We start from the raw sequence: 25916 nt of genomic DNA, 5'->3' as shown, positions 1-25916 counted from the left end.
CGCAACACGCTACCCATGTATCGCCTCTTTCTTTCCAAAACTTTGGATCAACTCGCCCTCAAACTCCAACCATTCTTTCCAGCGTTTTTCTACATCAACATCAACAGCATATTTACGGGCAAAATTCAAAAATGTTGTATAGTGACCAGCCTCAGATACCATTAACTCATGATAAAACTTAGCCAATTCTTCATCCTTAATGTTTAAAGAAAGTACACGGAAACGTTCGCAACTTCTGGCTTCGATCATTGCAGCGAACAATAACCTATCAATAAATGCCTGGTTTCTGCTTCCGTCTTTTTTGCTAAACTTTACTAAACGACCCACATAATCATCCTTACGCTCTCGGCTAAGCGTATATCCGCGTTGCTTAATGATTTCAATTACCATCTGAAAATGCTGCATTTCTTCAATCGCGATAGCTGTTAATTCATCCACTAAATCCTGATGTTCAGAATTTTGTGTAATTAAAGTAATGGCGTTCGAGGCTGCTTTTTGTTCACACCAGGCATGGTCAGACAAAATTTCCTCTAAATTCGATTCTGCAATATTTGCCCAACGGGGGTCTGTCAATAATTTTAATCCTAACATGTGGTGGTGTACTTGAGCTGCAAAATTAAGAATTTCCTGCAGATCAACGGAGATTTAAAAACCACTGATTGAAATGGAATTTTATCCTTAATTAAATCTGCGCTCATCTGCGAACCTTATTTGCTCAAATCTGCGAAAAATGAATTCACCCCAAATAAAAAACCTTTATTTTGCACAAATTTTAAACCATGAGTACAAAAAGATTATTGATTATTGGGTTAGTTTGGCCTGAGCCCACCTCTTCGGCTGCAGGAACAAGGATGATTCAATTAATTGATTTATTTTTGCGCAGTGGTTATGAAATCACTTTTGCCTCTGCAGCTTCAAAAAGTGATTTTAGTTATGATTTCTCTGGCATTGCTGTTACCGAACAAGAAATAAAACTCAACGACGGAAGCTTTAATTCATTTTTAAAAGAATTGAACCCAACAATGGTAATGTTCGATCGATTCATGGTGGAGGAACAATACGGATGGCGGGTACAGCAGGAATGTCCGGATGCACTTAAAATTTTAGATACCGAAGATTTACATTGCCTGCGAAATGCCCGTCAGCAAAGTGATAAAAAACAAACAGAAATTGATTTATTTTCTGACACCGCCAAACGAGAAATTGCTTCCATTTTACGTTGCGACCTTTCATTAATCATCTCGGAAGTGGAAATGAAAATCCTGGAAGAGACCTTTAAAATCGATTCCTCGTTGCTTTATTACCTCCCATTTCTGGAAAATGAAATTACCGCAGATAATGTTAAAAGCTGGAATTTGTTCGAAGACCGGGCAGATTTTGTTTTCATCGGAAATTTCCTCCACGAACCGAACTGGAATACTGTTCAGGTTTTAAAAACTAAAATCTGGCCAGCATTAAGGAAGAAATTGCCTGGTGTAAGCATGAATATTTATGGCGCTTACCCCTCACAAAAAGTTCTGCAATTGGAGAATAAAAACGAAAGATTTTTTATCCGCGGAAGAGCGGCTGATGCTCAGGAGACAATTTCAAAGCACCGGATTTTGCTTGCTCCGATCCAATTTGGAGCCGGTGTAAAAGGAAAATTTATTGATGCGATGCAGGTTGGTACGCCATCGGTCACTACATCTGTAGGTGCAGAAGCGATGAAAGGTTCGTTAGATTGGAATGGATTTATTGAAGATGATTTGGATGATTTTATTCAGAAAGCAGTTTTGTTGTACAATGATAAAGCTGCCTGGATATCAGCGCAACAAAATGGAGTGAAAATTATTAATGAGCGCTATTCTGCTTCGCATTTTGCTGATAAATTTATTACCCTAATTGAAAAATTGGATTTAACTTCACATCGCAAGCAGAATTTTATTGGCCAGATTTTGAATCATCATACGGTTCAAAGTACAAAGTATATGTCGTTGTGGATTGAGGAGAAAAATAAGAGGTAGTCCGAGGTCTTTAGGCTGAAGTCCGAAGATATAGTTCGCGTTAAGAATTTTTTTTTATTTAATTAGGGTGTTCGTCACCCTGAATTTATTTCAAGGCTTTTCATACAAAAAAGATGCTGAAATAAATTCAGCGACGATGAGGTTAAGATAAAATTCTTAAAACATGATTTGAATGGTTAGAGTGGTTTTCTTCCCTAAAAGCCGCTGTCTTTGTTTATAAACCTGATGGAAACGGCAGCCCGCTCCCGATATTTTCAATCGGGAGCGGCTATAGTGTACAGCAGGGCTACAGCTTCCTAAGGAATACCGAACCAATCATTTCCAACTAAAATTCTTGAATCATAAGATGAATTAAGGTTTTTAAGCTATTTTTTTTTAGAATTTGAACCTAGGAACTTTCAGACTTTCTTTACAACATTAAAACATTTCAACCTTAAAACATTGCAACAATCTCCGTAAATTCGCCCCATGGCAAAAATATCAATTAACCTTGCTACAGGTTCGTTTCAAAAGGAAGAAATTATAGTTGGAATAGATTTAGGTACCACAAATAGTCTGGTGGCTTTCATTAATCCTGATAAAAATCCACAAGTAATTAACGATTCTGGCAAAGGAATTTTGGTGCCATCGGTGGTGTATTTCAACAGTCAAAATGAAACCGTTGTAGGTAACGAGGCGAAAGAATTTTTAACTACCGACCCATCAAATACCATATTTTCTGTAAAAAGATTATTAGGTCGTTCTTACAAAGATGTGGCAGAACATAAAGATATTTTCTCTTACAAAATTATTGATGATGATTCGGATTCACTGGTAAAAATCCAAGCAGGAAACCGTTTTTATACCCCAATCGAGTTATCGGCAGAGATTTTAAAGGAACTTAAAGCAAGAGCGGAACATGCTTTGAAAACTCCGGTAAACAGGGCGGTGATTACTGTTCCGGCCTATTTTAACGATAGCCAACGCCAGGCAACACGTGATGCGGGTAAACTCGCTGGCCTGGATGTGATGCGTATTGTAAACGAACCTACAGCTGCAAGTTTGGCTTACGGAATTGGTTTAGATCCATCGCAGCAAAAAACCATTGCAGTTTACGATTTGGGCGGAGGAACTTTCGATGTTTCTATCCTGCAAATTCAAAATGGAATTTTTGAAGTTTTGGCAACTAATGGAAATACTTATTTAGGTGGCGATGATTTCGACAGGGCGATTTTAAATCACTGGATTGAAAAAAACAACTTAGATATTAAGGCTTTAGCTGAAGATACTATTTTGATGCAAACGCTGCGTTTGCAGGCAGAAGCCGCTAAGAAAGCATTATCTACCCAAAATTTATACAACGAAAAAGTTGGCGAAATCTGGTGTACTTTAGATAAACAGACTTTCGAACAATTGATTTCTACAAAAGTTGAAGAAACCATCACGGCGTGTAAAAATGCTTTGAAAGATGCCGATTTAACTGCTGCTGATATTGATGAAGTGATTTTGGTTGGTGGTTCTACCCGTACGCCATTTGTGAAACAAGCTGTAGAAAATTTCTTTGGCAAAAAACCTCAGGATAATATCAATCCTGATGAAGTTGTAGCTTTAGGCGCAGCCATTCAGGCTGATGTGTTGGCTGGAAATCGTTCTGATATCTTGCTATTGGACGTTACTCCACTATCACTCGGTATTGAAACCATGGGTGGTTTAATGGATGTCATTATCGCCCGTAACAGCAAAGTTCCAACTAAAGCCGGACGCCAATATACCACTTCTGTTGATGGACAAGTGAACATGAAAATTTCGGTTTATCAAGGCGAACGCGATTTGGTGAAAGAGAACCGCAAATTGGCTGAATTTGATTTGAAAGGAATCCCGGCGATGCCTGCGGGTTTACCGAAAGTAGATATTAATTTTTTGCTCAACGCCGATGGAATTTTAACTGTTCAGGCGATTGAATTACGTTCTGGAGTGAAACAGGAAATTGAAATTACACCAAGCTATGGCTTGAGCGATGATACTGTGGAGAAAATGCTGTTGGATAGCATTGAACACGCACAAAGTGATGTAGAACAAAGGATGCTGATTGAAGCCCGTAGTGAGGGCGAGCAACTGCTTTACACAGCCGAACGTTTCATTGAAAAACATTCAGAGCACTTAACTTCAGAAGAAATTTCTGAAACTAAAGTTCATATTGAGGCTTTGAAAACAGCTTTAGCATCACAAGAAAAAGATACAATTTTGAAAAAAGCCGATGAGCTGAACGAATTTACCCGTCCGTTTGCAGAGCGTGTGATGGATGCCGCAATCTCTACCGCGATGAAGGGGAAGAAGATAGATTAGTTTAGAGGTCAGCAGTCTGAAGTCTGATGATATTATCTGCTAACGCATTTTAACGTCATCACCTTTTATGTCTCGTTTCAAATTTGATTTATTTATGGAAAAATGTGGATATATTCATCACTCCATAAAATCTAACATGAAAAGTTTATATTCTGTTATGCTCTTATTATTTCTCTTGGCAAGCTGCCAAACAAAAGAAGATAAGGATAAGGAGGAAGAAAATATTATAATTGCACTTCTCCCTACGCTAATTGACACAGCCTGCATGGATTTGAGGGTCTATGAATTTCGACCACCTGTACCTAAATCAATTTATGATAAAAATCATAAGTTCATCAGATTTGATTCTTCCGATTTAGCAAAGGATTCAATTATTTTTAAAAAAAGACTGGATTCTTTAGATAAGGACACGAGTACCCTATACGTGGAGTTTAATCCTGTTTTAGAAGATGTTAATGAAAAATATAAAAAGGAATTATTTACTCATTTTAAAATCAAAAATGAAAAGGGAGAGCGACGAAATGAGTCGCTAACAATTCTCCATCAAAACTTCAGGACAAAAAAGAAATTCAGACTTCGAAATTCATTAAAAATGCCTAAAATAAATAAGGATGATGGCGTTTTCAGCAAATATGGTTCAAGCTTTTCTGGTTCGTTCGCTATCTCAAGGATTTATTTTGATAAAAAAAGAAATTTTGGCGTTTTAACTGCTGCTTATTATTGTGGCAGTAGATGTGGGGAAGGATTTACAATTTTCATCAAAAAAAGGAATGAAAAATGGATAATTGATCAAATTCAAGATACCTGGATTGCTTAACAAGTTTTGATTTTACTTTCTTACCATACATCAAAAATTCGCTGCTCCTATCCTATTAACTTTGTTTAACAAATTTTAGCAATATGGAATTAGGTATCGGCATGTTCGGCGATTTGCAAATAAATGCAAAAGGAGAAATTCAACCCGCACAACAAAGGCTTCAGGAAATTATAGAAGAAATTAAATTAATGGATGAAGTAGGATTAGATTTCTACGGCATTGGCGAACACCACCGTCCAGACTATGCCGTTTCGAGTCCTGAAATTATTTTAGCTGCAGCAGCAACAGTTACCAAAAACATTAAATTAAGCAGTGCGGTATCGGTTTTAAGTTCTTCAGACCCTGTAAAACTTTACCAAAATTTTGCTACCGTAGATTTAATTTCGAACGGCAGAGCAGAGCTAATGGCTGGTCGGGGAAGTTTCATCGAATCATTTCCATTATTCGGTTATAATCTTCAGGATTACGACGAGCTTTATGAAGAGAAATTAGAACTGCTTTTAAAAATAAACGCAGCGCCAAAAATAACCTGGAAAGGAAAATTCCGTCCTGAATTGGCGAATCAGGAGATTTTACCACGAGCAGTTAATGATAACTTAAAAATCTGGGTGGCCGTTGGCGGAACACCAGAATCAGTTGAACGTGCTGGCAGATTAGGTTTGCCGGTAATGTTTGCTATCATCGGTGGACAGCCGATACAATTTAAGCCATTATTCGATTACTACAAAAAAGTATATCAGGCTTATGGCCATAATATGGATAAATTTGAAGTTGGTGTACACATGCATTCGTTATTTGGCGATAATAGCCAGGAGGTTTCTGATTATTACTTCCCCTTATATTCTGCACAAATGAATAGAATTGGCAAAACTCGTGGATGGCCACCATTTCAAAGAAGCCAATTTGAGGCCGGAAGAGGAAGCAATGGTGCTTTAATTATTGGCGACGCTAATGAATCAATTGATAAGATTTTGGCCATGAAGGAAAGCTTTGGTTTAACGCGTTTTTCAGCACACATGGATGTTGGTGGCCCATCTCATGCAGCCATGATGAAATCAATTGAAATCTTCGGGACACAGATTGCACCAAAAGTTAGAGAAGCTTTGAAGAAGTAAATTATGCTTTATCGTTTTTCAGTATTTGTAAAAAAGTATAAACATAACAACCAATACAAATAGCAGAAAGGCTTTCTAGTAGGGCAAAAATCGTCATAACTGATGTGAGAATAATTGCTCCTGGAAAAAAATTGAATATAAATGTAGCGGTAATCAAAAGGCAAAAAACAAAGCCCATGGTTGCCGCAAATTTTTTAGGTGCCAAATCTGTCAGTTTTGGGTTCAAATTCATCGCCTTCGAAATTTTCATTGCAAAAAACTTCAAAAAACTAAGCTTTCCATTCGTAAATGCCCTCATCCCAAAATCGAATGCCAAAAAAAATATTGCCCAATAGTTCGAAAATAAAATGCAGCAAACCGCAATTATTGCAACCATAAAAGCAATAATCCTAACTACATTTTCATTAATTCTCTCTACCGAAATTGGACAAGATAAATCCATAAAGTGTTTTTTTTAATTCGAATTTACGAAATTTAGATTTTCTAAGTCATCATACATCGATTTTATCTCAATTGGAAAGTCAATTTAATATTAGGAATCTTTACACGCCCATACAGCCAACCGTTAAACAAATGGCCGATGCTGTAAATTACAATGAGATTCTTCCCGATATCCAGCTTCAACCGTACATTTATTGCTTTTGGGAATTAGAAACAAATCAACCGTTAGCGGAGCAATTTAATTATAGAGTTGTGGCCGATGGATGTATTGATATTTTTTTCGACTTAAATAATCCTGATGAAAGTTTTGTAATGGGCTTTTGCAAAAAATATACAGAGTTTGAGTTAGAGAATGTGTTTCATTATATTGGTATAAGATTTTTACCAACGATGTTCCCGGCGCTTTTTAACATCAACGCTAAAGATTTAAGTAATCATGCTCAAAATCTAGATGCTGTTGCACCATCAATTTCTAAGTTTATTTCTGATAATTTTTCCAATGAATTAGACAAATCTCAAAGAGCTCATTTGTTGAATACTTTTTTTAAAAATTACATCAATCAACATTCTTTTAATTATGATAACAGGGTACAGAATGCCATAAATATCATATTAAAAAATTTCGGTGTGTTGAATATCGAAAAAGATTTAGATGTTGGGTTAAGCTCCAGGCAACTCCGTAGATTATTCGAATTTTATATCGGCGATAGCCAGAAAACGTTTAGCCAGGTGGTTCGTTTTCAAAACATCTTAAAGGCGAAACCATCCATCCAAAGTTTAAAATCGAATAAGTTATTTTTGGAGCAAGGCTACTACGACCAGGCTCATTTTATCAAAAATTTTAAAAATTTCTATGGTGTAACGCCAAATCATGCATTCCGAAAATAAGTTTGTCCGTTTTTTACAATCTTAGTGCTTTCATTTTCATCAACTTTGATTTAAATAATTAAGAGGATGAAAAATAGAATTTTAACTCTTTTAATACTATTGTTCTTATGTGGCAATGTATTTTCGCAAAACAAGTTAAATATAAAAAAGCAGCACACCATGAAACTAAATGCAGGAATTGTAACAGATAAAATAGCCGAAAGCAAGGCTTTTTATACTAAAGTTTTAAATTTTGGAATCACTTTCGAAAACGAGTTTTATTTGCTTTTGCACACGCCAGATAAAAGCTCTGAAATTAGTTTTCTTTTGCCTAATCACCCAAGTCAGCAATCATTTTTTCATAAGCCGTTTCTTGGTAAGGGAATGTATTTAACCATTGAGGTTGATAACGTTGATGAGATATATGAGCGCATAAAAAAGCAAAATATTTCCATCAAAATTGAGATTAGAAACGAACCTTGGGGCGATAGACATTTTGCCATTGAAGACCCAAATGGAGTTGGAATTGATATCGTTACTTATGCTCCACAAGATGAAAAATAATTTCACATCTAAAAGTAAGCGATAATTTTTCACTAACCTTGTAAAATTCATTCCTATATTTATTAAATAAGTTACGCACCAAAAATATAGAATGGATAATTCCGAAAGATTAAATTTACTATTAGTTAAGCTCGAAAATTTATTACTTAGGCAACAAGGTTTTGAGGCAGAAATTGAGGCGCTAAAACAGGAAGTGAAGGCCATGCAATCGCCGGGCTTTACGCCTACAAAACCCGTGCAGGCACCTGAACCCGCTATTGTGCCGCCGCCAAGAAATACACCTCCCAGCACTATAAGTCAACAATCTGCAACACCGCAGCCAGTTCCGGCCTCATTTCCACCGCCTTCAAATCAACCGCAAAGTAACTTTTCCGATCGGTTTAAGCGTGAAAACATGGTTAAATCTGACTTTGAAAAATTCATTGGCGAGAACCTAATTAGTAAAATTGGTATACTGATTCTAATTTTAGGTGTAGCAATTGGTGCAAAATATGCCATCGACCATGACATGATCAGCCCACTAACACGGATAATTTTAGGTTACGCAGTTGGTGCAGGTTTAATGGCGTTTGCCATTAGGCTGAAAGAAAAATATGAAAACTTTTCGGCGGTTTTAGTGAGTGGAGCAATAGCCATCATGTATTTTATTACTTATGCTGCTTATGATTTTTATGCACTGATTCCACAAGCTCTTGCCTTTTTGTTGATGGTGGTCTTCACTTCCTTCACTGTTGTGGCAGCAATAAAATACAACAAACAGGTTATTGCGCATATCGGTTTGGTTGGTGCATATGCCGTTCCATTTTTATTAAGCGATGGATCTGGTAAAGTTGGCGTGTTGTTCACCTACATGGCCATTATTAATGTTGGAATTCTGATTCTAAGCTTCAAAAAATATTGGAAGCCGCTATTTTATGCCTCTTTTGGCTTAACATGGATAATCTTTTTAGCCTGGAGGCTCGACCTCGGTAATGACAATAAGTTTTTCGCCTTATCATTGCTGTTTTCAACTCTATTCTTTGTCATATTTTATATTACGAACCTGGCTTATAAGCTAACCAAGAAAGAAATTTTTGGCTTTAGTGATGTGGTGATTATACTTTTAAACTCATTTGTTTATTATGGAATTGGTTATCTCATCCTATCGCAAAATAAAAACAGTGTTGAATTATTAGGTTTGTTTACGTTGGCCAACGCAGTAATTCATTTTATCGTAAGCTTAATTATCTATAAAAAGGAACTTGCCGATAGAAATTTATTCTACCTGATATTGGCAATGGTGATTACATTTATTACCATGGCCGTTCCTGTTCAACTAGATGGCGGCTGGGTAACCATCTTCTGGAGTGTAGAAGCTGCAGTATTATTTTACCTGGGTAGAGTGAAAGTGATCTTAATTTATGAGAAACTATCATTCCCTATTATATTTTTAGCGTTCATTAGTTTACTACAAGACTGGTTTACTTATAGCAACCTGCCCACTGCTAATGGGTCGATCAAGCCCATTATAAATGTAGGTTTCCTAACCGCTGCCATATTTATTGCTTGTTTCACCTGGATGTTCAGGGTAAATAAAAAGGAAAGCGAAAAACCGGCAGAATGGGTATGGATGCGCCAGATTTTAAACTACGCCATCCCATCAATATTACTCTTTGTAATCTATTTCACGTTTAGAATTGAGATTGAAAAACACTTCGGTAATCTGTTAGATACTACAAAGATTACAACAAAGGCGGGGAAATATGTTGATTACAATGTTCAGTATAATTACAATTATTATAGCCTTAAAAGTGCCTGGATTTATATCTATACGCTGTTTTTTGCATCTGCCTTAACACTGATAAATGTCAGAAAAATTAGAAACAAAGAACTAGCTGTTGCGAATTTATCCATCAATTTGCTTGTTATCTCTGTGTTTTTAACACTCGGCTTGCTGAATTTGAGTGATTTGAGAGATTCTTATCTGTTTAGTGAAAACAAGTATTTTACCGTTGGTGTCTTCAATATTGGCATCCGGTACATTTCAATTGCTTTTTTCGCACTGTTGATTGTTCAATGTTATCAATTGCAAAAATCAGCTTTATTAAAAAAAGACTTCAAAATAATGTTCGATTACTTGCTTTATATTTCCATACTATGGGTAATAAGTAGTGAATTAATTAATATACTTGAATTATCGCATTCAGAAGCCAGTTATAAACTCGGTTTGAGCATTTTATGGGGCTGTTATTCGTTATTTTTAATTGGCATGGGTTTGGCAAAGAACAAAAAACACCTCCGAATTGGCGCAATGGTTCTTTTTGGAATCACATTAATTAAGCTTTTCTTTTACGATATCTATTCACTAAGTACCATATCAAAAACAATCGTTTTCGTATCTCTGGGGGTATTATTGCTTATCATTTCATTTCTTTATAACAAGTACAAACATTTAATTATCGATGATGCTAAGAATGAAAATTAATATATTTCTATTATTGGTGCTCTCTGCAATTGTGGTAAAAGCACAAACCAATACTTTTAAATTTAAACGAAACCTAACCGGCATAACTGCTAAATGGCACAGTTTAAAATTGCCAGACCAATTGTACAAAAACGCAAATTCGGGTTTCGACGATTTAAGAATTTTCGGAATTTCAGGGAAAGATACCGTTGAAGTGCCCTACCTTTTAAAACAACGGGCCGACAAAGTGATTTCGAAAGAGGTCGATTTTAGACCCGTTAATGAGAGTGCAAACGCTGATGGCTACTATTTTACATTTGAATTAAATGATATCAGCATCATCAATCAGATAAACCTTTCGTTTAAGGAAACCAACTTCGATTGGAAGGTAACCCTGGAGGGTAGCAATGCCAATACCGAATGGTTTACTATTTTAAAGGATTATCGGATTTTATCGATAAAAAACAGTAATACCGATTATCAGTTTACCAGTCTTAGTTTTCCCGATTCGAAGTATAAGTACTATAGGCTGATGGTAAAAAGTTCCATCAAACCTGGATTATTAGAGGCTTTGATTAATAAAACCGACACGATAAAAGGCACATATCAAAACGTTAAATATAAATCCCTAAATTTAAAAAACAGTGTTGCTAACAAGGAAACCGTCGTGGTTTTGGGATTAGAAAATCCGCTTCCTGTTTCTTATTTAAAATTAAATGCGCAAAGTGATTTCGATTTTTATCGCCCGATAAAAATTGAATATGCAACTGATAGTTTTAAAACAGATAAAGGCACCCAATATAATTATGCCGATCTGTTCGAAGGAACGATTAGCTCACTGCAAAAATCAGAATATAACTTTGCCAACACCATTACCTCGCAAATAAAAATAACCATTCAAAACAACGACAACAAACCGCTACGTATAAACAACATTGAGTTAAAAGGAAATATTTTTGAATTAGTAGGCCGTTTTGATGACCCCAAATTAAACTATGCATTGTACTATGGCAATGATCAGGTTAATGCCCCAAGTTATGAAATTGATAAATTTGAAAACAAAATCCCAACTAATTTAACCGCTTTAACGATAGGGAAAGAAGAAAATAACCCTGCCTACGCAATCGTAACTGAAAAGCCGTTATTTGAAAATAAAGCCTGGCTATGGGTTTTAATGGCAGTGATTATTGCATTGTTGGGTTGGTTTTCATTTAAAATGTTGAGGAATTAAATTTCAAACAAATAAAAATGCATATGAAAAATATTTTTCTGCCCGCTGTAACCAGCGAAGTTATTGAACGGATCAACAAACTTACGCCATCTAGCCCCCAACTTTGGGGTAAAATGAATGTTTCACAAATGCTGGCGCATTGCAATGTAAGTTATGAACTGGTTTACGATGGTAAACATCCAAAGCCAAATATTTTTATGAAACTGGTAATGAAAGCTTTTGTAAAGAACATTGTGGTAAGCGAAAAACCTTATAAGAGAAATAGTCAAACAGCCCCATCATTTGTAATTACCGACGAAAAGCAATTTGCAATTGAGAAACAACGATTGATTGATTACTTAAACAAAACCTTGGAATTGGGCGAAAAACATTTCGATGGAAAAGAATCTCATTCGTTTGGAAAGCTAACAAAAACGGAATGGAACAATATGTTTTATAAACATTTAGATCATCACCTAAGCCAATTTGGTGCTTAAATAAAGGTATTCTAATCAAGAAAGAAGATTAAAAATCACTCAAAGATTTATTATCTTTAATTATGAAAAGATTAACGGTAATAATCGCGTTAATCATCCCTATTCTTTTTTGTACTTCCTGGGGTTTCTTTGCCCACCAAAGAATTAATAATCTAGCCATATTCACCTTGCCAAATGGTATGATTAGTTTCTACAAAAAGAATGTCAAATATATTACGGAACATGCAGTTGACCCTGATAAACGCAGATATGCTGATACGCTGGAAGCTCCACGGCATTATCTGGATGTAGAAAATTACGAAAAAAGCATAGATAGCATCCCTGAGAAGTGGAATGATGCACTAACAAAATACGGGCAAAAACATTTAAATGCCAATGGTATTGTTCCCTGGCAAATTCAACGCACCTACTTTAGTCTAGTAAAAGCATTCGCTAATCGCGATTCAATAAAAATTTTAAAATATTCTGCAGATTTAGGTCACTATATTGGCGATGCACATGTTCCATTGCATACCACCGCCAATCATAATGGCCAGTTAACCAACCAAGTGGGCATTCATGCCTTTTGGGAAAGCAGGTTACCTGAGCTTTTTTCTTCCCGCTACAATTTCATTGTCGGCAAAGCCATTTATATCGAAAATCCATTAAAAGAAGCCTGGAAAATCATAAAACACACTCATAGTTTGGTTGATACCGTTTTAACTTTAGAAGCCAAACTCGCCGCTTCATTCCCTACTGATAAAAAATTCAGTTTTTCAGAACGAAACAATACAGTTTTAAAGCAATATTCTCTTGCGTATTCGAAAGCCTATCATGATCAAATGAATAAAATGGTGGAACGACAAATGCGGTCGGCGATACTAAAAATCGGTTCATTTTGGTATTCTGCCTGGGTTGATGCAGGGCAACCAGAACTCAAAAACTTAATTAAAGTAGATTTAGCAGCCGAAGAAAAGAAGATACAGGAAGATATAGAAAAGAAGTATAAAAACGGTGTTGTGATTGGTCGAGAACTTTAGCCTATTAGAGAAATTCTTCTTAAATATATTACATTAAAAAAGCCGCACAATAACAGGAACAACCTGTATAGTGCGGCTTATTTTGAAAGCTGTTCAACTTTAGTCTTCTTTAATTTCTTCCTCAATAATCTCTTCCACTTTTTTCTTTGAAAAGATGGATTTCAGTGCACCATAAATTACCGGTACAAATGTACCTACTGCGATAATTAAGACTAATATTTCGAAGTTTTTTTCTACAAATGGAATTTTACCTAATAAATAACCAGCAAACAACAAACTGCTGATCCAGGCGATACCACCAATAACATTATAGTAGGTAAATTTCCCGAAAGACATCCTCGCTGCTCCAGCTACGAAAGGCGCAATGGTTCTGATAATCGGTAAAAAACGACTGAAAATGATGGCTTTTGCACCATGCTTTTCAAAATATTCGTGTGATTGATGATAGTATTTGAGCTTCAAGATCTTATTATTCTCTTTGAAAACCTTAATTCCAAAATACTTACCCAACTGATAATTCACCGAATTACCTAAAATAGCTGCAGCAATTAAGATCAACAGCATAAACCAGATATTTAAACCTGTTCCATCACCCGCAACTAAAGCACCAACAGCAAATAACATCGAGTCGCCAGGTAAAAAAGGCGTAACTACAAAACCAGTTTCAGCAAAAATGATAAGAAATAGAATAAGGTACGTCCAGGTTTTATATTCCTGCATAATTACTTCTAATGTTTCTTTTGTATTAGTAAGTAATTGTATAAGTAAGTCGAAAAATTCCAAGGGTAGTTAATTTATATTTTGGACAAAAGTATGAATATCGAAGTGATAAATAAGTAGTGTATGAAAATTTAATTGTTTGGTACCAAACGTTGTTTCATTTTACCATTTTTTGCACCTTCGATAATAACGGTGTAAACCTTTCCTTTGGCTAAACTCCTAAAGGAAATAGAATCGCGAACGGCAGTAGAATCGACAAGGCTTAAGAAAATTGTTGATTTGCTGCTATCTACATTAAGAATTTGTCTGTAACCGGTTTTCTCACCATAACCAATAGTTTCAGTAAAGGTTTTCTTTCTATCAGTAATTATCACCTTTGAACGCAAAGTATAACCATAGTTAATGAACATAATTTGAGCCATATCCAAATTTTGGCGAACCGTATCTTGGTAGATAATCAATTTAGGTTTCGTTCCAGGCAAACTATCTGTTTTAGTGTAATAGATCGAATAATTTTTTCCTAAAGTAAACTTTTCTTTAATTTCACTATTGGAGGCGCCAGTAACACTATTACGAGAATCTATTTTGTATTCTTTATCAGCCTCTACCACAAAGTAAGATGAATTAGTGCTGGAAGCGAGCGCTGTGACGCCAGATACACTATTAAATAAAGCTTCGTTGAAATAAAAATTTATAGAGGTATCGGAAATGATCGTATTGAAAATCCTAACTTTTGAGTCTCCTACAATAAAATTATCGTTTTTAATACATGAGCTAAACAGAACAATTGCAAAAAGGATAAAAAGTATTTTAGGATTCAAAAAATTACGCTTTTTCATAAAAATTATACTGTTCTAATAAAACGTAAAGATAAGAGAAAGCATATAAACCGATGCATTTAATTATCAGTTATAATGTGCGCTTCGAGATTTGCTGCTGTTGTACCGCTAAACCAAATGGTGTAAATTTTACCCGCAGCAAAATTTGCATTATCAATGGTTTTGATGCTTCCAGAACCAACTACGTTATATCTTAAATTCAGATCAGCATCTACCGAAAAGTAGCTCGATGCTTCCTTAAAAAGCAAAGCATTAACAAATTGTGTACCTGCCTGTACACTCACATTAATGCCTGTGGTAAAATAGGGCGTTAAATTAATAAGTTTAATCTTTGCTTTTCCACTCTCGGTATTGCTTAGGTTATCCTCATAACTTACAATTTGTCTGGCACCATTTCTGTCGCTCACCAGAAATGTAGAATAGGTAAGTGAAGGCGTGAAATTAATTGCAGATTCGGTTGGCAGATTAGCAGAACCGATAAAACGGATGCTTCTGCTGCCAGAGGCAACTTTTAAATAATCTGTTGTTTGGGCAAAAGCCAATGCTGTTATAGAACGTTTTCCCCCATCAACATATACATCCTGGTCTGCTTCTGTTTGTGTAGCGTTAATCATTTTAACCTTTGCTTCGCCATTAACCACAACATCAGGATCATGTTTTTTGCAGGACGTTAAACCAATGAAAAATAGTGGAAAGAGAAGAAAAATAGAGCGGTTAGTAAAGATTTTCATAGAGAATGTATTTGGTCGGTAAACAAAAATGGCTTGGTCAAAAACCAAGCCATTTTCTTATACTTCGACTAAAACGTTAGTAGACTAATAACTATTGTTAAGCATTACCGGCATCACCAACATTAATACATCTTCATTCTCATCATTGGTTTGAGGGATCAATAGTCCTGCCCTGTTGGGTGTCGATAATTCTAATGTTACTTCATCGCCACTTAAGTTGCTAAGCATTTCTATTAAAAAACGAGCGTTGAAACCAATTTCAAGGTCTTCTCCATCATACTGGCAACTTAAACGCTCATGAGCTTCGTTAGCGAAATCCAAATCTTCCGAAGAAATATTCAACTCGCTTCCGTTAATTTTTAACCTTACCTGGTGTGTTGTTTTATTGGCAAAAATAACTACGCGACGAAGTGTATTTAAAAACAAGCCTCTATCAATAACCAGTTTATTTGGATTGTTCTGAGGAATTACTGCTTCGTAATCAGGATAGCGTTCGTCTATTAAACGACACACTAAATTGATGTTTTCAAACTTAAAGAAAGCACTTGTGGCATTGTAATCAACAGAAACATTGATATCTGTAGAAGGCAAAGCTGCCTTTAATAACGTTAAGGCTTTTTTAGGCAAAATGAATGAGGTTGCTTTATCAGCTTTGCTATCCATTCTGCGGTAACGAACCAGTTTGTGTGCATCGGTAGCAACAAAAGTGATGTGTTGTTGAGAAAGCTGACAAAAAACACCAGTCATTGCCGGGCGCAATTCATCATTACTTACCGCAAAAATAGTTTTGGTAATGGCTTCTGTTAACACCGAAGCTGGTAAATTTACCGAAGAAGCATTTTCAACGACAGGAATTTTAGGGAAATCATCACCATTTTCGCCACTCAATTTATATTTTCCATCGCCAGCACTAATTTCGATGGCAAAAGTTGCATCATCAATATTGAAAGCAATCGGCTGATCGGGCAAAGTTTTAAGCGTATCTAGTAAAATTTTAGATGGAACGGCAACTTTACCTTCTTCCTTTGATTCTACAGCCAAAGCAGTAGTCATACTGGTTTGTAAATCGGTAGCAGAGATCGTTAAGTTTCCGTCTTTAATTTCGAAAAGAAAATTTTCAAGTATAGGTAAAACTGTACTGCTGCTCGAGGCACCATTCACAGTTTGTAAATGTTTTAATAAAGTTGATGTGGATACAATAAATCTCATGATATCAATTAGTCTTCTTCAAAAATATAAAAATTATTTAGCGTACTTGTATTTGCGGTAATAATGTTGAAAAATTGCAAAGAATATTAACAATAGCAAGGGCGCCGCCACATTTATAAATTGCCATTTACCTTTTTCCAGTTTAATTTTGGCTTTATCCAGCAACCTAATCTTCACTTCCTTATTTCTTAAGCTAATCAGATTATCATCATCGGTGAAATAATCAACAATATTCAATAGTAATGCTTTATTGCCAAAGGTTCGTTGCGAAAAACGATCAAAACCCAAAGGAAACGCTGAGCCGTCTTTTTCAGAGATCTGATTTTTAAAAATATCACCATCACCAATCACAATCATTTTTGTGGGTTTGCTATTTAGTACGGTTGTAAAAGGTTGGCTGATCCCTTGAGGCAATGGCCTACCGGCAAATACCGATGGAAAACTTCCCTCCAAAATTAAACCTACATTCTGCGGAGTGCTTTGGAATTCCCTTGGGTCTAGTTGTGCTGCAACCATCTGCAAACTGAAGGGTTTTGGCAAGTTATACACTTTATTGTATGGCGAAGTTGCTAAAATATAGGATTTGCTAACGCCTTTAACACCAATGGTATCAACAGTGCTGGGAAATTCTGATTTAATGCCATCTATTTTTTTAACTACACTTTGTGCCGTATCAGGAAGTAAAATCGGATAGTAAATCCAGGGATAGAGTTGCATCTGGCTTTGCGCACCAACAGCACCTGTAGAAACCGGAATTTCTGCGTTGTTTGCCGGATCGGCAATGATGTTGTAATTAACCCTGGCGCCATACATAAATAACATGTCGTCCAGATTCAAATCCATTGCGGTGGCCAACTGCCCGTTTTGCGTTCGCAGGTTTTCTAGTGCTGCATTATTTTGATCGATACTCCAGAGCACACGACCGCCGTTCATTACAAAATAATTGATTTTATATTTTTCAGTTTCTGAAAATGGCTTTTGAGGCTTGGCGATAACCATCATATTTAATTTACCCAAACCTTCTTTGGTAATTGTATTTAAATCAACCCGACCCACAATGTAGTTGTTTGCCAAAGTCACTCTTGCATCTTCCAGCTGCAAATCCGTCAATTCACCATTTGATTCTGTGAAGCCAATACGGGGATTATAACCATTTAACACCTTTTTTAAACTTGATGTAAATATGTATTCTAAATTCTCGATGGATCTGTTGATATTTTCTTCATAACCGCCCGCCACATTGAAGTTTTGAAGCAGTTTAACTGGCATCTGCTTTCCATCGGCCTCTATCACCGCGGCAGGGACAATGATCTTTTCGGTAGTACCACTTTCCGTCTTTAACGCTGTACGTGTAGCCTCAATCCCATCCTGAGCCATATTGTATATTACTGTATCCTGCTCAGCAGCAGTTAATCCAGCAAGCGGATCAACATAGTTAAGCTTGATTTCGGCATTTGCATAGGCCTTATAGTCAGCCAGCAGATCTTTTACACCTGCCTGCAACCGCTTCAAAGCCGGCGGCAATTGTCCATCTAAAAAAATGGTGATGGTAACTGGCTTTTGGTTGTTGCTCAATAACGCTTTCGTTTTCTCACTTAAGGTGAAACGCTTATCGGCAGTAAAATCAAATCGATGGAAAAAATAATGACCAACAATGTTAAATACTAGCAAAGCGATAATGACCATGATAAAACCAAACCATTTATTTTTTGCCATTATCGCTTCCCTCCTATTACTAACTTGGTGAATAATAAAAATAAGACCGAAAAGGTGATGAAATAAATCAAATCACGGGTATCTAAAACACCTCGGCTAATGGAGTTATAGTGTTGATTGATGCCCAAACCAGAAATTAAACCGGATATATTTTGCAGTGAAATGAGTTGACTGGAATAATCAAAACCCAGAAAAGCAAAGGCACATAAAGCGGCGCAAATAACAAAAGCAATTACTTGATTTTTGGTCAAAGCAGATGCAAACAATCCAATTGATGTAAAGGCAGCGCCCAACAAGAATAAACCAATGTAAGAACCAATTACTGCTCCGGCATCGATATTGCCTTCCGGAAATCCAAGTTTTGACATGGAATAATAATAAATGATGGTAGGAATTAGTGAAAACAACACCAATACCAAACTAGACAAATATTTTGCGATAACGATTTGCCAAACCGTAATAGGCCTGGTGATGAGCAGCTCATAGGTCCCTTCTCTCCTTTCTTCGGCAAAAGAGCGCATCGTGATGGCTGGGATCAGAAACATAAACAAATAAGGCACCAAACTAAAAAAGCCAGCTAAATCTGCATATCCGTAATCTAGTAAAGAGGTATCAGGAAAAAACCAAAGTAAAAGACCCGAAACCAATAAAAAAACGCCGATGGTGATATAAGCAACCATCGAACTTAAGAAACTGAATAACTCGCGTTTAAATACTGCGTACATAGAAAATTTAAATGCCGAAGTTAGCCATTTATTCCAGCAAATTAAATACGATCACGAAGTAAATATGCCCGGAATAAATCGCTTACATCATTTATACTTTCATAATTAGGTCTGATGAAACCTATGCCAGGATTATCCTGATCCCATATTGCACCAATCATAACGGCGCTGATTACAATGAAGATGGTAGTGACTATAAATGTTTGGTTACTATGAATTTTAGTCATGTACCCAATTAAAAATCCCATCAAAAAAGAATACAATATTAAAATACTGATAATTAATGTGGGTGTGTTTTTACCATAGTTTTGAGTAAGGCGAATATACGCAGATCGCAAAGCGCTGGAATTCGTAGTGATCTCCGAAATTTCCGCTCTGCTTTCAATATGCTTTTTCTGATAGTCTATTAAAAAGTAATCCAGTTGCTGATCATTGTGGAGAATTTGCTTTACAACATATTCGCTTTCTTTAGCATTCGGATTTAGGTTGTGCTGATGGATAGAAAAAAAGGTTATAAGATATTTCTGAACGCCACGTTTAAGTTCGTCTTCGTAGTATTTCGATTTCTTAATAACCAATGAAAGCTTATCGGCAACTGAATAAATCTCTTCATTTCGCTGGCTGGCGTGATTGCTGGAACCTGCCAAAGCAAAAGAAAGCAACAGTGCATAAATGCTCATTAAACTCGATTCAAGACCAATATTTGTCCATGACTTGTTTAATTTTGTTCGGTGCGCAGCATAACGCGTACCCAAAGAAACACTTAATAAAAGTAACGCTGGGTAGATGAGCAGGAAAAAGATATACTGGAACATATTTTTGCTTAAGCTAATTTACCCAAATACATGGAATAAAAGGAGGTTAGAGTTTAAATAAAACCCTGAAGGCCTATCGAATTTAAAACGAAAAACCTAAGCCTACCGAAAACACACGGTTTTTTAACGATGTTTCATCGAAGCCATCGGTATCGATACTCGTTAATCCTAAACCATAACCTGTATGAATGTTAAATCCACTTTTCAGTTGATACCCGGCCAAAAAGTTTAATCCGAAATCTCCGCTTTTGTAATCTTTATTGCTTCCAAAGTCTACATCTTGTTTTGATGAAATTGTAGTTATTGAACTTGAGGTTGCCATCCCATTTCTTTTTGCCGTACCACTTATTGCAAATGCATAATAAGGACCGGCTCCGAAAAATATTTTTCCAGCGCCTAAATTGAAATTGAACATTGCATTAACAGGAACCTCAAGATACATTGTAGATAATTCATAGGTGCCTTGAAAGGAAAACAAGTTGTTCGGCTCAAAATTCGATTCGAAAACCTCGGTTTTTCCACCTTTACCAGTTAATGTTAAACCCGGTTGAAGGGCAAACCTCTCGGAAACTGGATAATCGATTGTTCCACCAATGTAGAAGGAAACAGTGGATTTGAAGTTATATTCTGATGGACCATCAAAACTTTGAGCCGTACTGTAAGACGACATTGTTGGCAAAGTTACGCCAGCTTTTACACCGATTCTAGTTTGCGCAAAGGTAAAAGTGCAAATGGCACACAACAGTGTTGTGGTAAATATTTTTTTCATATCGTTTATTTAGACGCTGAAAGTTACAAAAACCTGTACACTTTAAGCCGTTACGATAGAAAATTAATGTTTAGTTAACGGAAAAAGATTTTAAGGTTGCTTAGATTTTAATCCTAACCCGAACACGTAAGCAAATCGAATGCCTACAAAACCTTTAGTACTGGTGTTATTGATGCCAATTATTCTAGTTTCATTTTTCCCTGTCCAACCTTCATAACGAATACCTAAATCAAGTTTGTTTTTTCCCGACAGTTTAAATTGGTTGCCAATACCGGGTGACCACACAAAAACGGTTTTTTGTCCGTTGTTGGCAGGCAAACCTGCGCCCAATTGACCTTCGGCATAAAAATGCTCACCCAATTGATATTTCAAGCCAGCTTTTAATGGGATATAGACCAAATCGCGTACATTAATAAGTTGGTTTCGCTTTCCGAAAAAATTCATGATGCCACCGTTAGCGGTTAAGGCAAATTCGGAAGATATTGGAAATTCTGCTTTGATAGATGCGCCTAACCCGATGCTGGATAGACTAACAAAATTCCCTGAAGGAAGTCCAAATTCGGCACCAACACTAATACTGGTTGAATTTTGAGCTTTTAAATTTCCTACAGTAAAAAATAGAAGTAAAAGTAAAATGAAACGGAGCTTAAACATGATTATTACGCAGTGAGTTTTCTAAAAATATCTTCTAACGAATCTTGATTATTGGCTTTTTTAATTCCATCCAACGTATCATTTGCCACAATTTTACCCTTGTTGATGATGATGATGTCATCGCAAATGGCTTCAACTTCTTGCATGATGTGGGTGGAAATCACCACGGTTTTATTTTTGCCCAGTTCTTTAATCAAAGCCCTGATGTCTACCAGTTGATTTGGATCTAAACCTGAAGTAGGCTCATCCAAAATCAAAACTTCAGGATTATGAATAATGGCTTGCGCCAAACCTACCCGCTGACGATAGCCTTTTGATAACATGCCAATTTTCTTATGCTGCTCAGGACTTAATCCAACAAGTTTAATTACTTCATCAACGCGGTTAACTAAATTTTTCAACTCATAGGTTTGGCCAACAAAGTTGAGAAACTCCTTTACATACATATCTGTGTAAAGCGGTGTATTTTCAGGCAAGTAGCCAATGTTTTTCTTCGCTTCAATGGCTTGCGTTAAAATATTCTGATTTGAGATTTCGGCACTACCCGATGTAGGCTCGAGATAACCCGTAAGCATACGCATTGTTGTCGATTTCCCTGCACCATTCGGCCCCAGAAAACCTAAAATGCGCCCAGGTTTAGCTTCAAAACTAATGGCGTCGACAGCTTTTTGCTTGTCGTAATGTTTAGAAAGGTTTTTAACTGAAATACTCATATGAAATATCTAACCGCAAAGAACACAAAGTTATTCGCAAAGTACACGAAGTTTTAAAAAAAAGCTAGTCGTCATTGCGAGGTACGAAGCAATGACAATATTCTAATTCACATGCAATGAACTCAACTTTTTGTTGTACCTAAACTTATCTAATTGCTCTGCCGCCTGAGCAATATTATCTGATGATAAAATATCGGCGCCATTATTTACCAAATGATAATATACGTTTTTTACCGGATTGGCTATTGAACTTTTATCAATATTGCCCATGGTCCCCAGTATCGTTGTAATACCTTTATCATGCAGATATTGATAAAGTTCTTTATCTGGAGCAGCAACACCAACAAAAGCAACAATCCTATTGTTCGGAATGCCTAAACTATTCAACCTTTTTAGTTCTGATTTCTTTTGTACTGATGCAGAAATCATCAAATCGGGCGCCAACTGATGCACTTCTTTGGCCTGGTTTGCCGTGTAAGTAATGATAATTGAATTGCTTTCTACATGATATTGTCGAACTTTCTCAATCACTTTCGCGTAGGAAACACCTCTCTTTAAATCTATTGTAAGTAGTACTTTACCTTTACTCCAGCTTAAAACACTATCTAAAGTTGGGATTTTGAAATTGGTTTCCAGATCATCATCATCTTTTAAGTTAAAAGCTTTTAACTCCTCGTAAGTGTAGTTGCCAATGTTTCCCTTCCCTGTCGAAGTTCGGTCTAACTGATCATCATGCATGATCACCATTACGGAATCTTTACTGTAAGCAATATCAAATTCAATCACCATTGGGTTATAAGTGGTGGCGTTTTCAAATGTTTCGATACAATTTTCAGGAAAGCCTGGCATTGGGCCGCCACGGTGAGCACTAATTAACGGAAAACGATTATCTGGCGACCATTTTAAAAACTTGTATAAATCTTCGGTTTTATCAAATTTGATATGATGGTGAACTTTGTCCTCTTGTTTGCATGATGCAAAAACTGCTATTAAAGCCAGGAAAAGTAAGTGATGGAATTTCATGTTTCAAAAATAGGAAAAAATGGAAGATGTAATATGTTAAATGGAATTGTTGGCATTTTGCAATCAACCCTGAATAGATTTACAAGCTTGGCCAAGCTAAACCAGATTGAAGCGGAAATACTTTTGATTAAACCTATAAGGTTTTTAAAACCTTTTAGGTTTGAAAAAGATTGAAGCGGAAAGCGGGACTGAATATACCGATGAGCACCGCAACTGCTTTTCTAAAAAATCCTGAAACTGTAAAGAAAATACCATCCGCTTTACGCTAACCAGAATCTTAAATTTAAAACCCTTTACACTTCAGCCAAAAACCTTAAACCCTATACCTTTAAACCCTCCACCTTTTTATTATCTTTGCCTCCATTATGGCTCAAAAGAATAACGACGAACAATTTAAAAATGTAATATCACACGCTAAAGAATACGGTTTCGTGTTCCAAAGCAGCGAAATATATGATGGCTTAAGTGCCGTTTACGATTACGGCCAGCTGGGTGCCGAGTTGAAGAATAACATTAAAACGTACTGGTGGAAAGCCATGGTACAGATGCATGAAAACATTGTTGGAATTGATTCTGCAATTTTTATGCACCCGAAAGTTTGGAAAGCCAGCGGACACGTTGACGGTTTCAACGACCCGATGATTGACAACAAGGATTCGAAAAAACGTTATCGTGCCGACCAGTTATTGGAAAATAAAATTGATGAGTTGTATTCTGAGTTAGCAAATTTCAGTACAGAGAACAAAGCTAAATTCGAAGAATTTCAACAAGAAATTTTAGGTTTAAGTGATGAAGGTCAGGCTAGCTGGATTCCGAGCTTTAAAGATGAAGAGGGAATTTTGGAAAGCACAAAGTATCCTTTTGTTGATGAAGCAAGCTGGAGATTTGTAAAGAAAGGCCTGGCGCTTGAAGTTGAGATGAATTTGGCACTTAAATCAGAAAACTTAGCACAGCTGAAAGATTTAATTGTTGATTATAAAGTAATTTGCCCGATTTCTAAAACATCAAACTGGACAGATGTTCGCCAGTTTAACCTGATGTTTAGTACGCAGTTTGGTGCTATGGCAGAAGGAAGCGACGAAGTTTACCTTCGCCCGGAAACGGCACAAGGCATTTTTGTAAACTTTTTGAACGTTCAAAAATCGGGAAGAATGAAAATTCCTTTCGGTATTGCACAAATAGGTAAAGCTTTTAGAAATGAAGTAATTGCCCGCCAGTTTATTATGCGTATGCGTGAATTTGAGCAAATGGAAATGCAATTTTTCGTTCGTCCGGGTGAAGATAAAAAATGGTTTGAGTACTGGAAAGAAGCCCGATTGAAATGGCACAAAGCTTTAGGCACTTCTTCTGAAAAATATCGTTACCATGACCATGTGAAGCTGGCGCATTATGCCAATGCTGCAACTGATATTGAATTTGAATTCCCATTTGGATTTAAGGAAGTGGAGGGTATTCACAGCCGTACTGATTTCGATTTAACACAGCACCAGGAATATTCTGGGAAGAAAATGCAGTATTTCGATAACGATTTAAATGAGGATGGTAAACCTTACGGAAACTATGTGCCTTACGTTATTGAAACTTCAATCGGTTTAGACCGTATGTTTTTGTTGACGATGATTAATGCTTTTGAAGAGCAGGATTTAAGCACCGATGACAAACAGGATAGCCGTACTTTATTGCGCTTACATCCGGCTTTGGCACCTTATAAAGTTGCTGTTTTCCCATTAACTAAAAAAGATGGTTTGCCAGAAAAAGCCCGTGAAATTATGGATGCATTGAAATTCGATTTCAACTGTATTTATGAAGAGAAAGATGCAATTGGTAAACGCTATCGCCGCCAGGATGCGGTTGGTACGCCATTCTGTATCACTGTTGACCACCAAAGTTTAGAAGACAACACCGTTACCATTCGCCATCGCGACAGCATGGACCAGGAACGTGTTGCCATTGCTGATTTAGCCAGCATTGTAGGTAATGCGGTAAGCTGGAAAAATTTATTGGCATAATCAAATCATGCTGATTTTGTTCGGCATTTATGAATAATATATTTAGTCGCAGGTGATAAGCCTGCGACTTTTTTATGTTCAGGAAATGAGTGTGACGAAACATCACGAGAAATTTTCAACTTCAAATCTCCTGAACATGCAGTGGTAATTCCAAAGTAAAAAAAACGCAATCTTCACATTTGCCAGTAAGTTGAATGGGTTGAAGTTTATATTTGTGTATACATCAAATCATCGATAATGAAAATTCCACAAAAATTCTTTGCCCGCCGCCATGAAATTGCCGCCGACTATTTAAAAGAACTGGATAAACATTTAGATGATATTGTTTCTGGCAGAGCGACTGAAATGTTCGAGGTTCGGGATTTTGCCGGTTTAATTCATGTTCACCCCACACACTTAAGCAATACCATTAAAGAAGCAACCGGACATTCTCCATGTTACTTCTTTGAAGATCGTTTGATGGAAATTTCTAAATCAATGCTGCAGAATGTAAGTATGCCCATTGCCGAAATTGCAAGGATTTTAACTTACGACCCCTCAAATTTCACTAAATTTTTTAAACATTTTTCAGGCCAAACCCCTAAGCAGTACCGCGAAGCTTATTTCAAATCATTAGCCGAAAAAAAGGAAATTATCACCATATAAAACTTAAATGCTCACCATTTTTCCTTAACGTATCACCATTTTTTTAG

Annotated in this window: 25 protein-coding genes; 12 read left to right on the top strand and 13 right to left on the bottom strand. The window is 36.4% G+C overall.

The window, feature by feature from the left end:
* Window positions 1-9: 9 nt before the first annotated feature.
* Entirely contained in the window at window positions 10-591 is a 582-nt protein-coding gene (locus tag R2Q70_RS03990) for a tRNA-(ms[2]io[6]A)-hydroxylase (protein ID WP_316806365.1), read from the bottom strand.
* Between the two features lie 188 nt (window positions 592-779).
* On the opposite strand from R2Q70_RS03990, the gene R2Q70_RS03985 reads away from it, so the two are divergent.
* The 4 genes from R2Q70_RS03985 (at window position 780) to R2Q70_RS03970 (ending at window position 6260) form a co-directional block, all read left to right on the top strand.
* Entirely contained in the window at window positions 780-2003 is a 1224-nt protein-coding gene (locus R2Q70_RS03985; protein WP_316806364.1) for a glycosyltransferase family 4 protein, read from the top strand.
* Window positions 2004-2471: 468 nt separating this feature from the next.
* Complete coding sequence (gene hscA / locus R2Q70_RS03980) at window positions 2472-4328, top strand: Fe-S protein assembly chaperone HscA (RefSeq protein WP_316806363.1); 1857 nt, start codon at window positions 2472-2474, stop codon at window positions 4326-4328.
* 136 nt (window positions 4329-4464) lie between these two features.
* Window positions 4465-5145 carry a hypothetical protein gene (locus R2Q70_RS03975; protein WP_316806362.1) on the top strand — a complete coding sequence of 227 codons (681 nt, stop codon included), beginning with the start codon at window positions 4465-4467 and terminating at the stop codon, window positions 5143-5145.
* Between the two features lie 83 nt (window positions 5146-5228).
* The gene (locus R2Q70_RS03970; protein WP_316806361.1) at window positions 5229-6260 is read left to right on the top strand and encodes an Atu2307/SP_0267 family LLM class monooxygenase; all 1032 of its coding nucleotides are present in this window, start codon (window positions 5229-5231) and stop codon (window positions 6258-6260) included.
* A gap of 1 nt (window position 6261) precedes the next feature.
* Here the strand turns inward: R2Q70_RS03970 and R2Q70_RS03965 are convergent, their stop codons facing one another.
* Window positions 6262-6702, bottom strand: coding sequence for a DUF4395 domain-containing protein (locus R2Q70_RS03965; RefSeq protein WP_316806360.1), 441 nt, complete (start codon window positions 6700-6702; stop codon window positions 6262-6264).
* Window positions 6703-6833: 131 nt separating this feature from the next.
* Here R2Q70_RS03965 and R2Q70_RS03960 point away from each other — a divergent pair, with 131 nt between their 5' ends.
* The 6 genes from R2Q70_RS03960 (at window position 6834) to R2Q70_RS03935 (ending at window position 13301) form a co-directional block, all read left to right on the top strand.
* Window positions 6834-7589, top strand: coding sequence for a helix-turn-helix domain-containing protein (locus R2Q70_RS03960; protein ID WP_316806359.1), 756 nt, complete (start codon window positions 6834-6836; stop codon window positions 7587-7589).
* Window positions 7590-7748: 159 nt separating this feature from the next.
* A complete protein-coding gene (locus R2Q70_RS03955; protein ID WP_316806358.1) occupies window positions 7749-8132 on the top strand; it encodes a VOC family protein in 384 nt (127 codons plus the stop codon).
* Between the two features lie 91 nt (window positions 8133-8223).
* Window positions 8224-10596, top strand: a complete 2373-nt coding sequence (locus R2Q70_RS03950; RefSeq protein WP_316806357.1) for a DUF2339 domain-containing protein — start codon at window positions 8224-8226, stop codon at window positions 10594-10596.
* Window positions 10586-11806 (top strand): hypothetical protein, encoded by a 1221-nt coding sequence (locus R2Q70_RS03945; protein WP_316806356.1) that lies wholly within the window; start codon window positions 10586-10588, stop codon window positions 11804-11806. The genes R2Q70_RS03950 and R2Q70_RS03945 overlap by 11 nt, the downstream gene beginning before the upstream one ends.
* 23 nt (window positions 11807-11829) lie before the next feature.
* Window positions 11830-12282 (top strand): DUF1569 domain-containing protein, encoded by a 453-nt coding sequence (locus R2Q70_RS03940; protein WP_316806355.1) that lies wholly within the window; start codon window positions 11830-11832, stop codon window positions 12280-12282.
* 62 nt (window positions 12283-12344) lie between these two features.
* A complete protein-coding gene (locus R2Q70_RS03935; RefSeq protein ID WP_316806354.1) occupies window positions 12345-13301 on the top strand; it encodes a zinc dependent phospholipase C family protein in 957 nt (318 codons plus the stop codon).
* A gap of 99 nt (window positions 13302-13400) precedes the next feature.
* On the opposite strand, the gene R2Q70_RS03930 is transcribed toward R2Q70_RS03935, so the two are convergent.
* The 11 genes from R2Q70_RS03930 to R2Q70_RS03880 all read right to left on the bottom strand — a co-directional run bounded on the left by R2Q70_RS03930 (window position 13401) and on the right by R2Q70_RS03880 (window position 23215).
* Window positions 13401-14084, bottom strand: a complete 684-nt coding sequence (locus R2Q70_RS03930) for a VTT domain-containing protein (RefSeq protein ID WP_410478355.1) — start codon at window positions 14082-14084, stop codon at window positions 13401-13403.
* Between the two features lie 68 nt (window positions 14085-14152).
* Window positions 14153-14860: a hypothetical protein gene (locus R2Q70_RS03925; RefSeq protein ID WP_316806353.1), complete on the bottom strand. Its 708-nt coding sequence runs from the start codon at window positions 14858-14860 to the stop codon at window positions 14153-14155.
* Window positions 14861-14919: 59 nt separating this feature from the next.
* Complete coding sequence (locus tag R2Q70_RS03920; RefSeq protein WP_316806352.1) at window positions 14920-15591, bottom strand: DUF4397 domain-containing protein; 672 nt, start codon at window positions 15589-15591, stop codon at window positions 14920-14922.
* A gap of 84 nt (window positions 15592-15675) precedes the next feature.
* Window positions 15676-16800, bottom strand: coding sequence for a DNA polymerase III subunit beta (gene dnaN / locus R2Q70_RS03915; RefSeq protein WP_116167472.1), 1125 nt, complete (start codon window positions 16798-16800; stop codon window positions 15676-15678).
* A gap of 33 nt (window positions 16801-16833) precedes the next feature.
* Window positions 16834-18516: a gliding motility-associated ABC transporter substrate-binding protein GldG gene (gldG, locus tag R2Q70_RS03910; protein ID WP_316806351.1), complete on the bottom strand. Its 1683-nt coding sequence runs from the start codon at window positions 18514-18516 to the stop codon at window positions 16834-16836.
* Window positions 18516-19241 carry a gliding motility-associated ABC transporter permease subunit GldF gene (gene gldF, locus R2Q70_RS03905; RefSeq protein ID WP_316806350.1) on the bottom strand — a complete coding sequence of 242 codons (726 nt, stop codon included), beginning with the start codon at window positions 19239-19241 and terminating at the stop codon, window positions 18516-18518. The genes gldG and gldF overlap by 1 nt, the downstream gene beginning before the upstream one ends.
* A 41-nt stretch (window positions 19242-19282) precedes the next feature.
* Window positions 19283-20056 carry a hypothetical protein gene (locus R2Q70_RS03900; RefSeq protein WP_316806349.1) on the bottom strand — a complete coding sequence of 258 codons (774 nt, stop codon included), beginning with the start codon at window positions 20054-20056 and terminating at the stop codon, window positions 19283-19285.
* 82 nt (window positions 20057-20138) lie between these two features.
* On the bottom strand, window positions 20139-20825 hold the full coding sequence (locus tag R2Q70_RS03895; protein WP_316806348.1) for a porin family protein: 687 nt from the start codon (window positions 20823-20825) through the stop codon (window positions 20139-20141).
* Between the two features lie 90 nt (window positions 20826-20915).
* Window positions 20916-21479 carry a hypothetical protein gene (locus R2Q70_RS03890; RefSeq protein ID WP_316806347.1) on the bottom strand — a complete coding sequence of 188 codons (564 nt, stop codon included), beginning with the start codon at window positions 21477-21479 and terminating at the stop codon, window positions 20916-20918.
* A gap of 5 nt (window positions 21480-21484) precedes the next feature.
* Window positions 21485-22192, bottom strand: coding sequence for an ATP-binding cassette domain-containing protein (locus tag R2Q70_RS03885; protein ID WP_316806346.1), 708 nt, complete (start codon window positions 22190-22192; stop codon window positions 21485-21487).
* Window positions 22193-22294: 102 nt separating this feature from the next.
* Entirely contained in the window at window positions 22295-23215 is a 921-nt protein-coding gene (locus R2Q70_RS03880) for a glycerophosphodiester phosphodiesterase family protein (RefSeq protein ID WP_316806345.1), read from the bottom strand.
* A 365-nt stretch (window positions 23216-23580) separates the two neighbouring features.
* Between R2Q70_RS03880 and R2Q70_RS03875 the strand changes: the two genes are divergently transcribed.
* Together R2Q70_RS03875 and R2Q70_RS03870 are read left to right on the top strand one after the other, a co-directional pair.
* A complete protein-coding gene (locus R2Q70_RS03875; RefSeq protein ID WP_316806344.1) occupies window positions 23581-25224 on the top strand; it encodes a glycine--tRNA ligase in 1644 nt (547 codons plus the stop codon).
* 237 nt (window positions 25225-25461) lie between these two features.
* Window positions 25462-25869, top strand: coding sequence for an AraC family transcriptional regulator (locus R2Q70_RS03870; protein WP_316806343.1), 408 nt, complete (start codon window positions 25462-25464; stop codon window positions 25867-25869).
* The last annotated feature ends 47 nt before the right edge of the window (window positions 25870-25916 follow it).

This window comes from Pedobacter agri (assembly GCF_032678665.1).
In the GTDB taxonomy this organism is placed as follows: Bacteria; Bacteroidota; Bacteroidia; order Sphingobacteriales; family Sphingobacteriaceae; genus Pedobacter; species Pedobacter agri_A.
This window is presented reverse-complemented; position numbering and strand designations above follow the sequence as displayed.

Excerpts from the sequence above, each read along its gene's own strand:
- R2Q70_RS03990 (WP_316806365.1), bottom strand. The coding sequence starts at position 591 with ATGTTAGGATTAAAATTATTGACAGACCCCCGTTGGGCAAATATTGCA.
- R2Q70_RS03985 (WP_316806364.1), top strand. The coding sequence starts at position 780 with ATGAGTACAAAAAGATTATTGATTATTGGGTTAGTTTGGCCTGAGCCC.
- hscA (WP_316806363.1), top strand. The coding sequence starts at position 2,472 with ATGGCAAAAATATCAATTAACCTTGCTACAGGTTCGTTTCAAAAGGAA.
- R2Q70_RS03975 (WP_316806362.1), top strand. The coding sequence starts at position 4,465 with ATGAAAAGTTTATATTCTGTTATGCTCTTATTATTTCTCTTGGCAAGC.
- R2Q70_RS03970 (WP_316806361.1), top strand. The coding sequence starts at position 5,229 with ATGGAATTAGGTATCGGCATGTTCGGCGATTTGCAAATAAATGCAAAA.
- R2Q70_RS03965 (WP_316806360.1), bottom strand. The coding sequence starts at position 6,702 with ATGGATTTATCTTGTCCAATTTCGGTAGAGAGAATTAATGAAAATGTA.
- R2Q70_RS03960 (WP_316806359.1), top strand. The coding sequence starts at position 6,834 with ATGGCCGATGCTGTAAATTACAATGAGATTCTTCCCGATATCCAGCTT.
- R2Q70_RS03955 (WP_316806358.1), top strand. The coding sequence starts at position 7,749 with ATGAAACTAAATGCAGGAATTGTAACAGATAAAATAGCCGAAAGCAAG.
- R2Q70_RS03950 (WP_316806357.1), top strand. The coding sequence starts at position 8,224 with ATGGATAATTCCGAAAGATTAAATTTACTATTAGTTAAGCTCGAAAAT.
- R2Q70_RS03945 (WP_316806356.1), top strand. The coding sequence starts at position 10,586 with ATGAAAATTAATATATTTCTATTATTGGTGCTCTCTGCAATTGTGGTA.
- R2Q70_RS03940 (WP_316806355.1), top strand. The coding sequence starts at position 11,830 with ATGAAAAATATTTTTCTGCCCGCTGTAACCAGCGAAGTTATTGAACGG.
- R2Q70_RS03935 (WP_316806354.1), top strand. The coding sequence starts at position 12,345 with ATGAAAAGATTAACGGTAATAATCGCGTTAATCATCCCTATTCTTTTT.
- R2Q70_RS03925 (WP_316806353.1), bottom strand. The coding sequence starts at position 14,860 with ATGAAAAAGCGTAATTTTTTGAATCCTAAAATACTTTTTATCCTTTTT.
- R2Q70_RS03920 (WP_316806352.1), bottom strand. The coding sequence starts at position 15,591 with ATGAAAATCTTTACTAACCGCTCTATTTTTCTTCTCTTTCCACTATTT.
- dnaN (WP_116167472.1), bottom strand. The coding sequence starts at position 16,800 with ATGAGATTTATTGTATCCACATCAACTTTATTAAAACATTTACAAACT.
- gldG (WP_316806351.1), bottom strand. The coding sequence starts at position 18,516 with ATGGCAAAAAATAAATGGTTTGGTTTTATCATGGTCATTATCGCTTTG.
- gldF (WP_316806350.1), bottom strand. The coding sequence starts at position 19,241 with ATGTACGCAGTATTTAAACGCGAGTTATTCAGTTTCTTAAGTTCGATG.
- R2Q70_RS03900 (WP_316806349.1), bottom strand. The coding sequence starts at position 20,056 with ATGTTCCAGTATATCTTTTTCCTGCTCATCTACCCAGCGTTACTTTTA.
- R2Q70_RS03895 (WP_316806348.1), bottom strand. The coding sequence starts at position 20,825 with ATGAAAAAAATATTTACCACAACACTGTTGTGTGCCATTTGCACTTTT.
- R2Q70_RS03890 (WP_316806347.1), bottom strand. The coding sequence starts at position 21,479 with ATGTTTAAGCTCCGTTTCATTTTACTTTTACTTCTATTTTTTACTGTA.
- R2Q70_RS03885 (WP_316806346.1), bottom strand. The coding sequence starts at position 22,192 with ATGAGTATTTCAGTTAAAAACCTTTCTAAACATTACGACAAGCAAAAA.
- R2Q70_RS03880 (WP_316806345.1), bottom strand. The coding sequence starts at position 23,215 with ATGAAATTCCATCACTTACTTTTCCTGGCTTTAATAGCAGTTTTTGCA.
- R2Q70_RS03875 (WP_316806344.1), top strand. The coding sequence starts at position 23,581 with ATGGCTCAAAAGAATAACGACGAACAATTTAAAAATGTAATATCACAC.
- R2Q70_RS03870 (WP_316806343.1), top strand. The coding sequence starts at position 25,462 with ATGAAAATTCCACAAAAATTCTTTGCCCGCCGCCATGAAATTGCCGCC.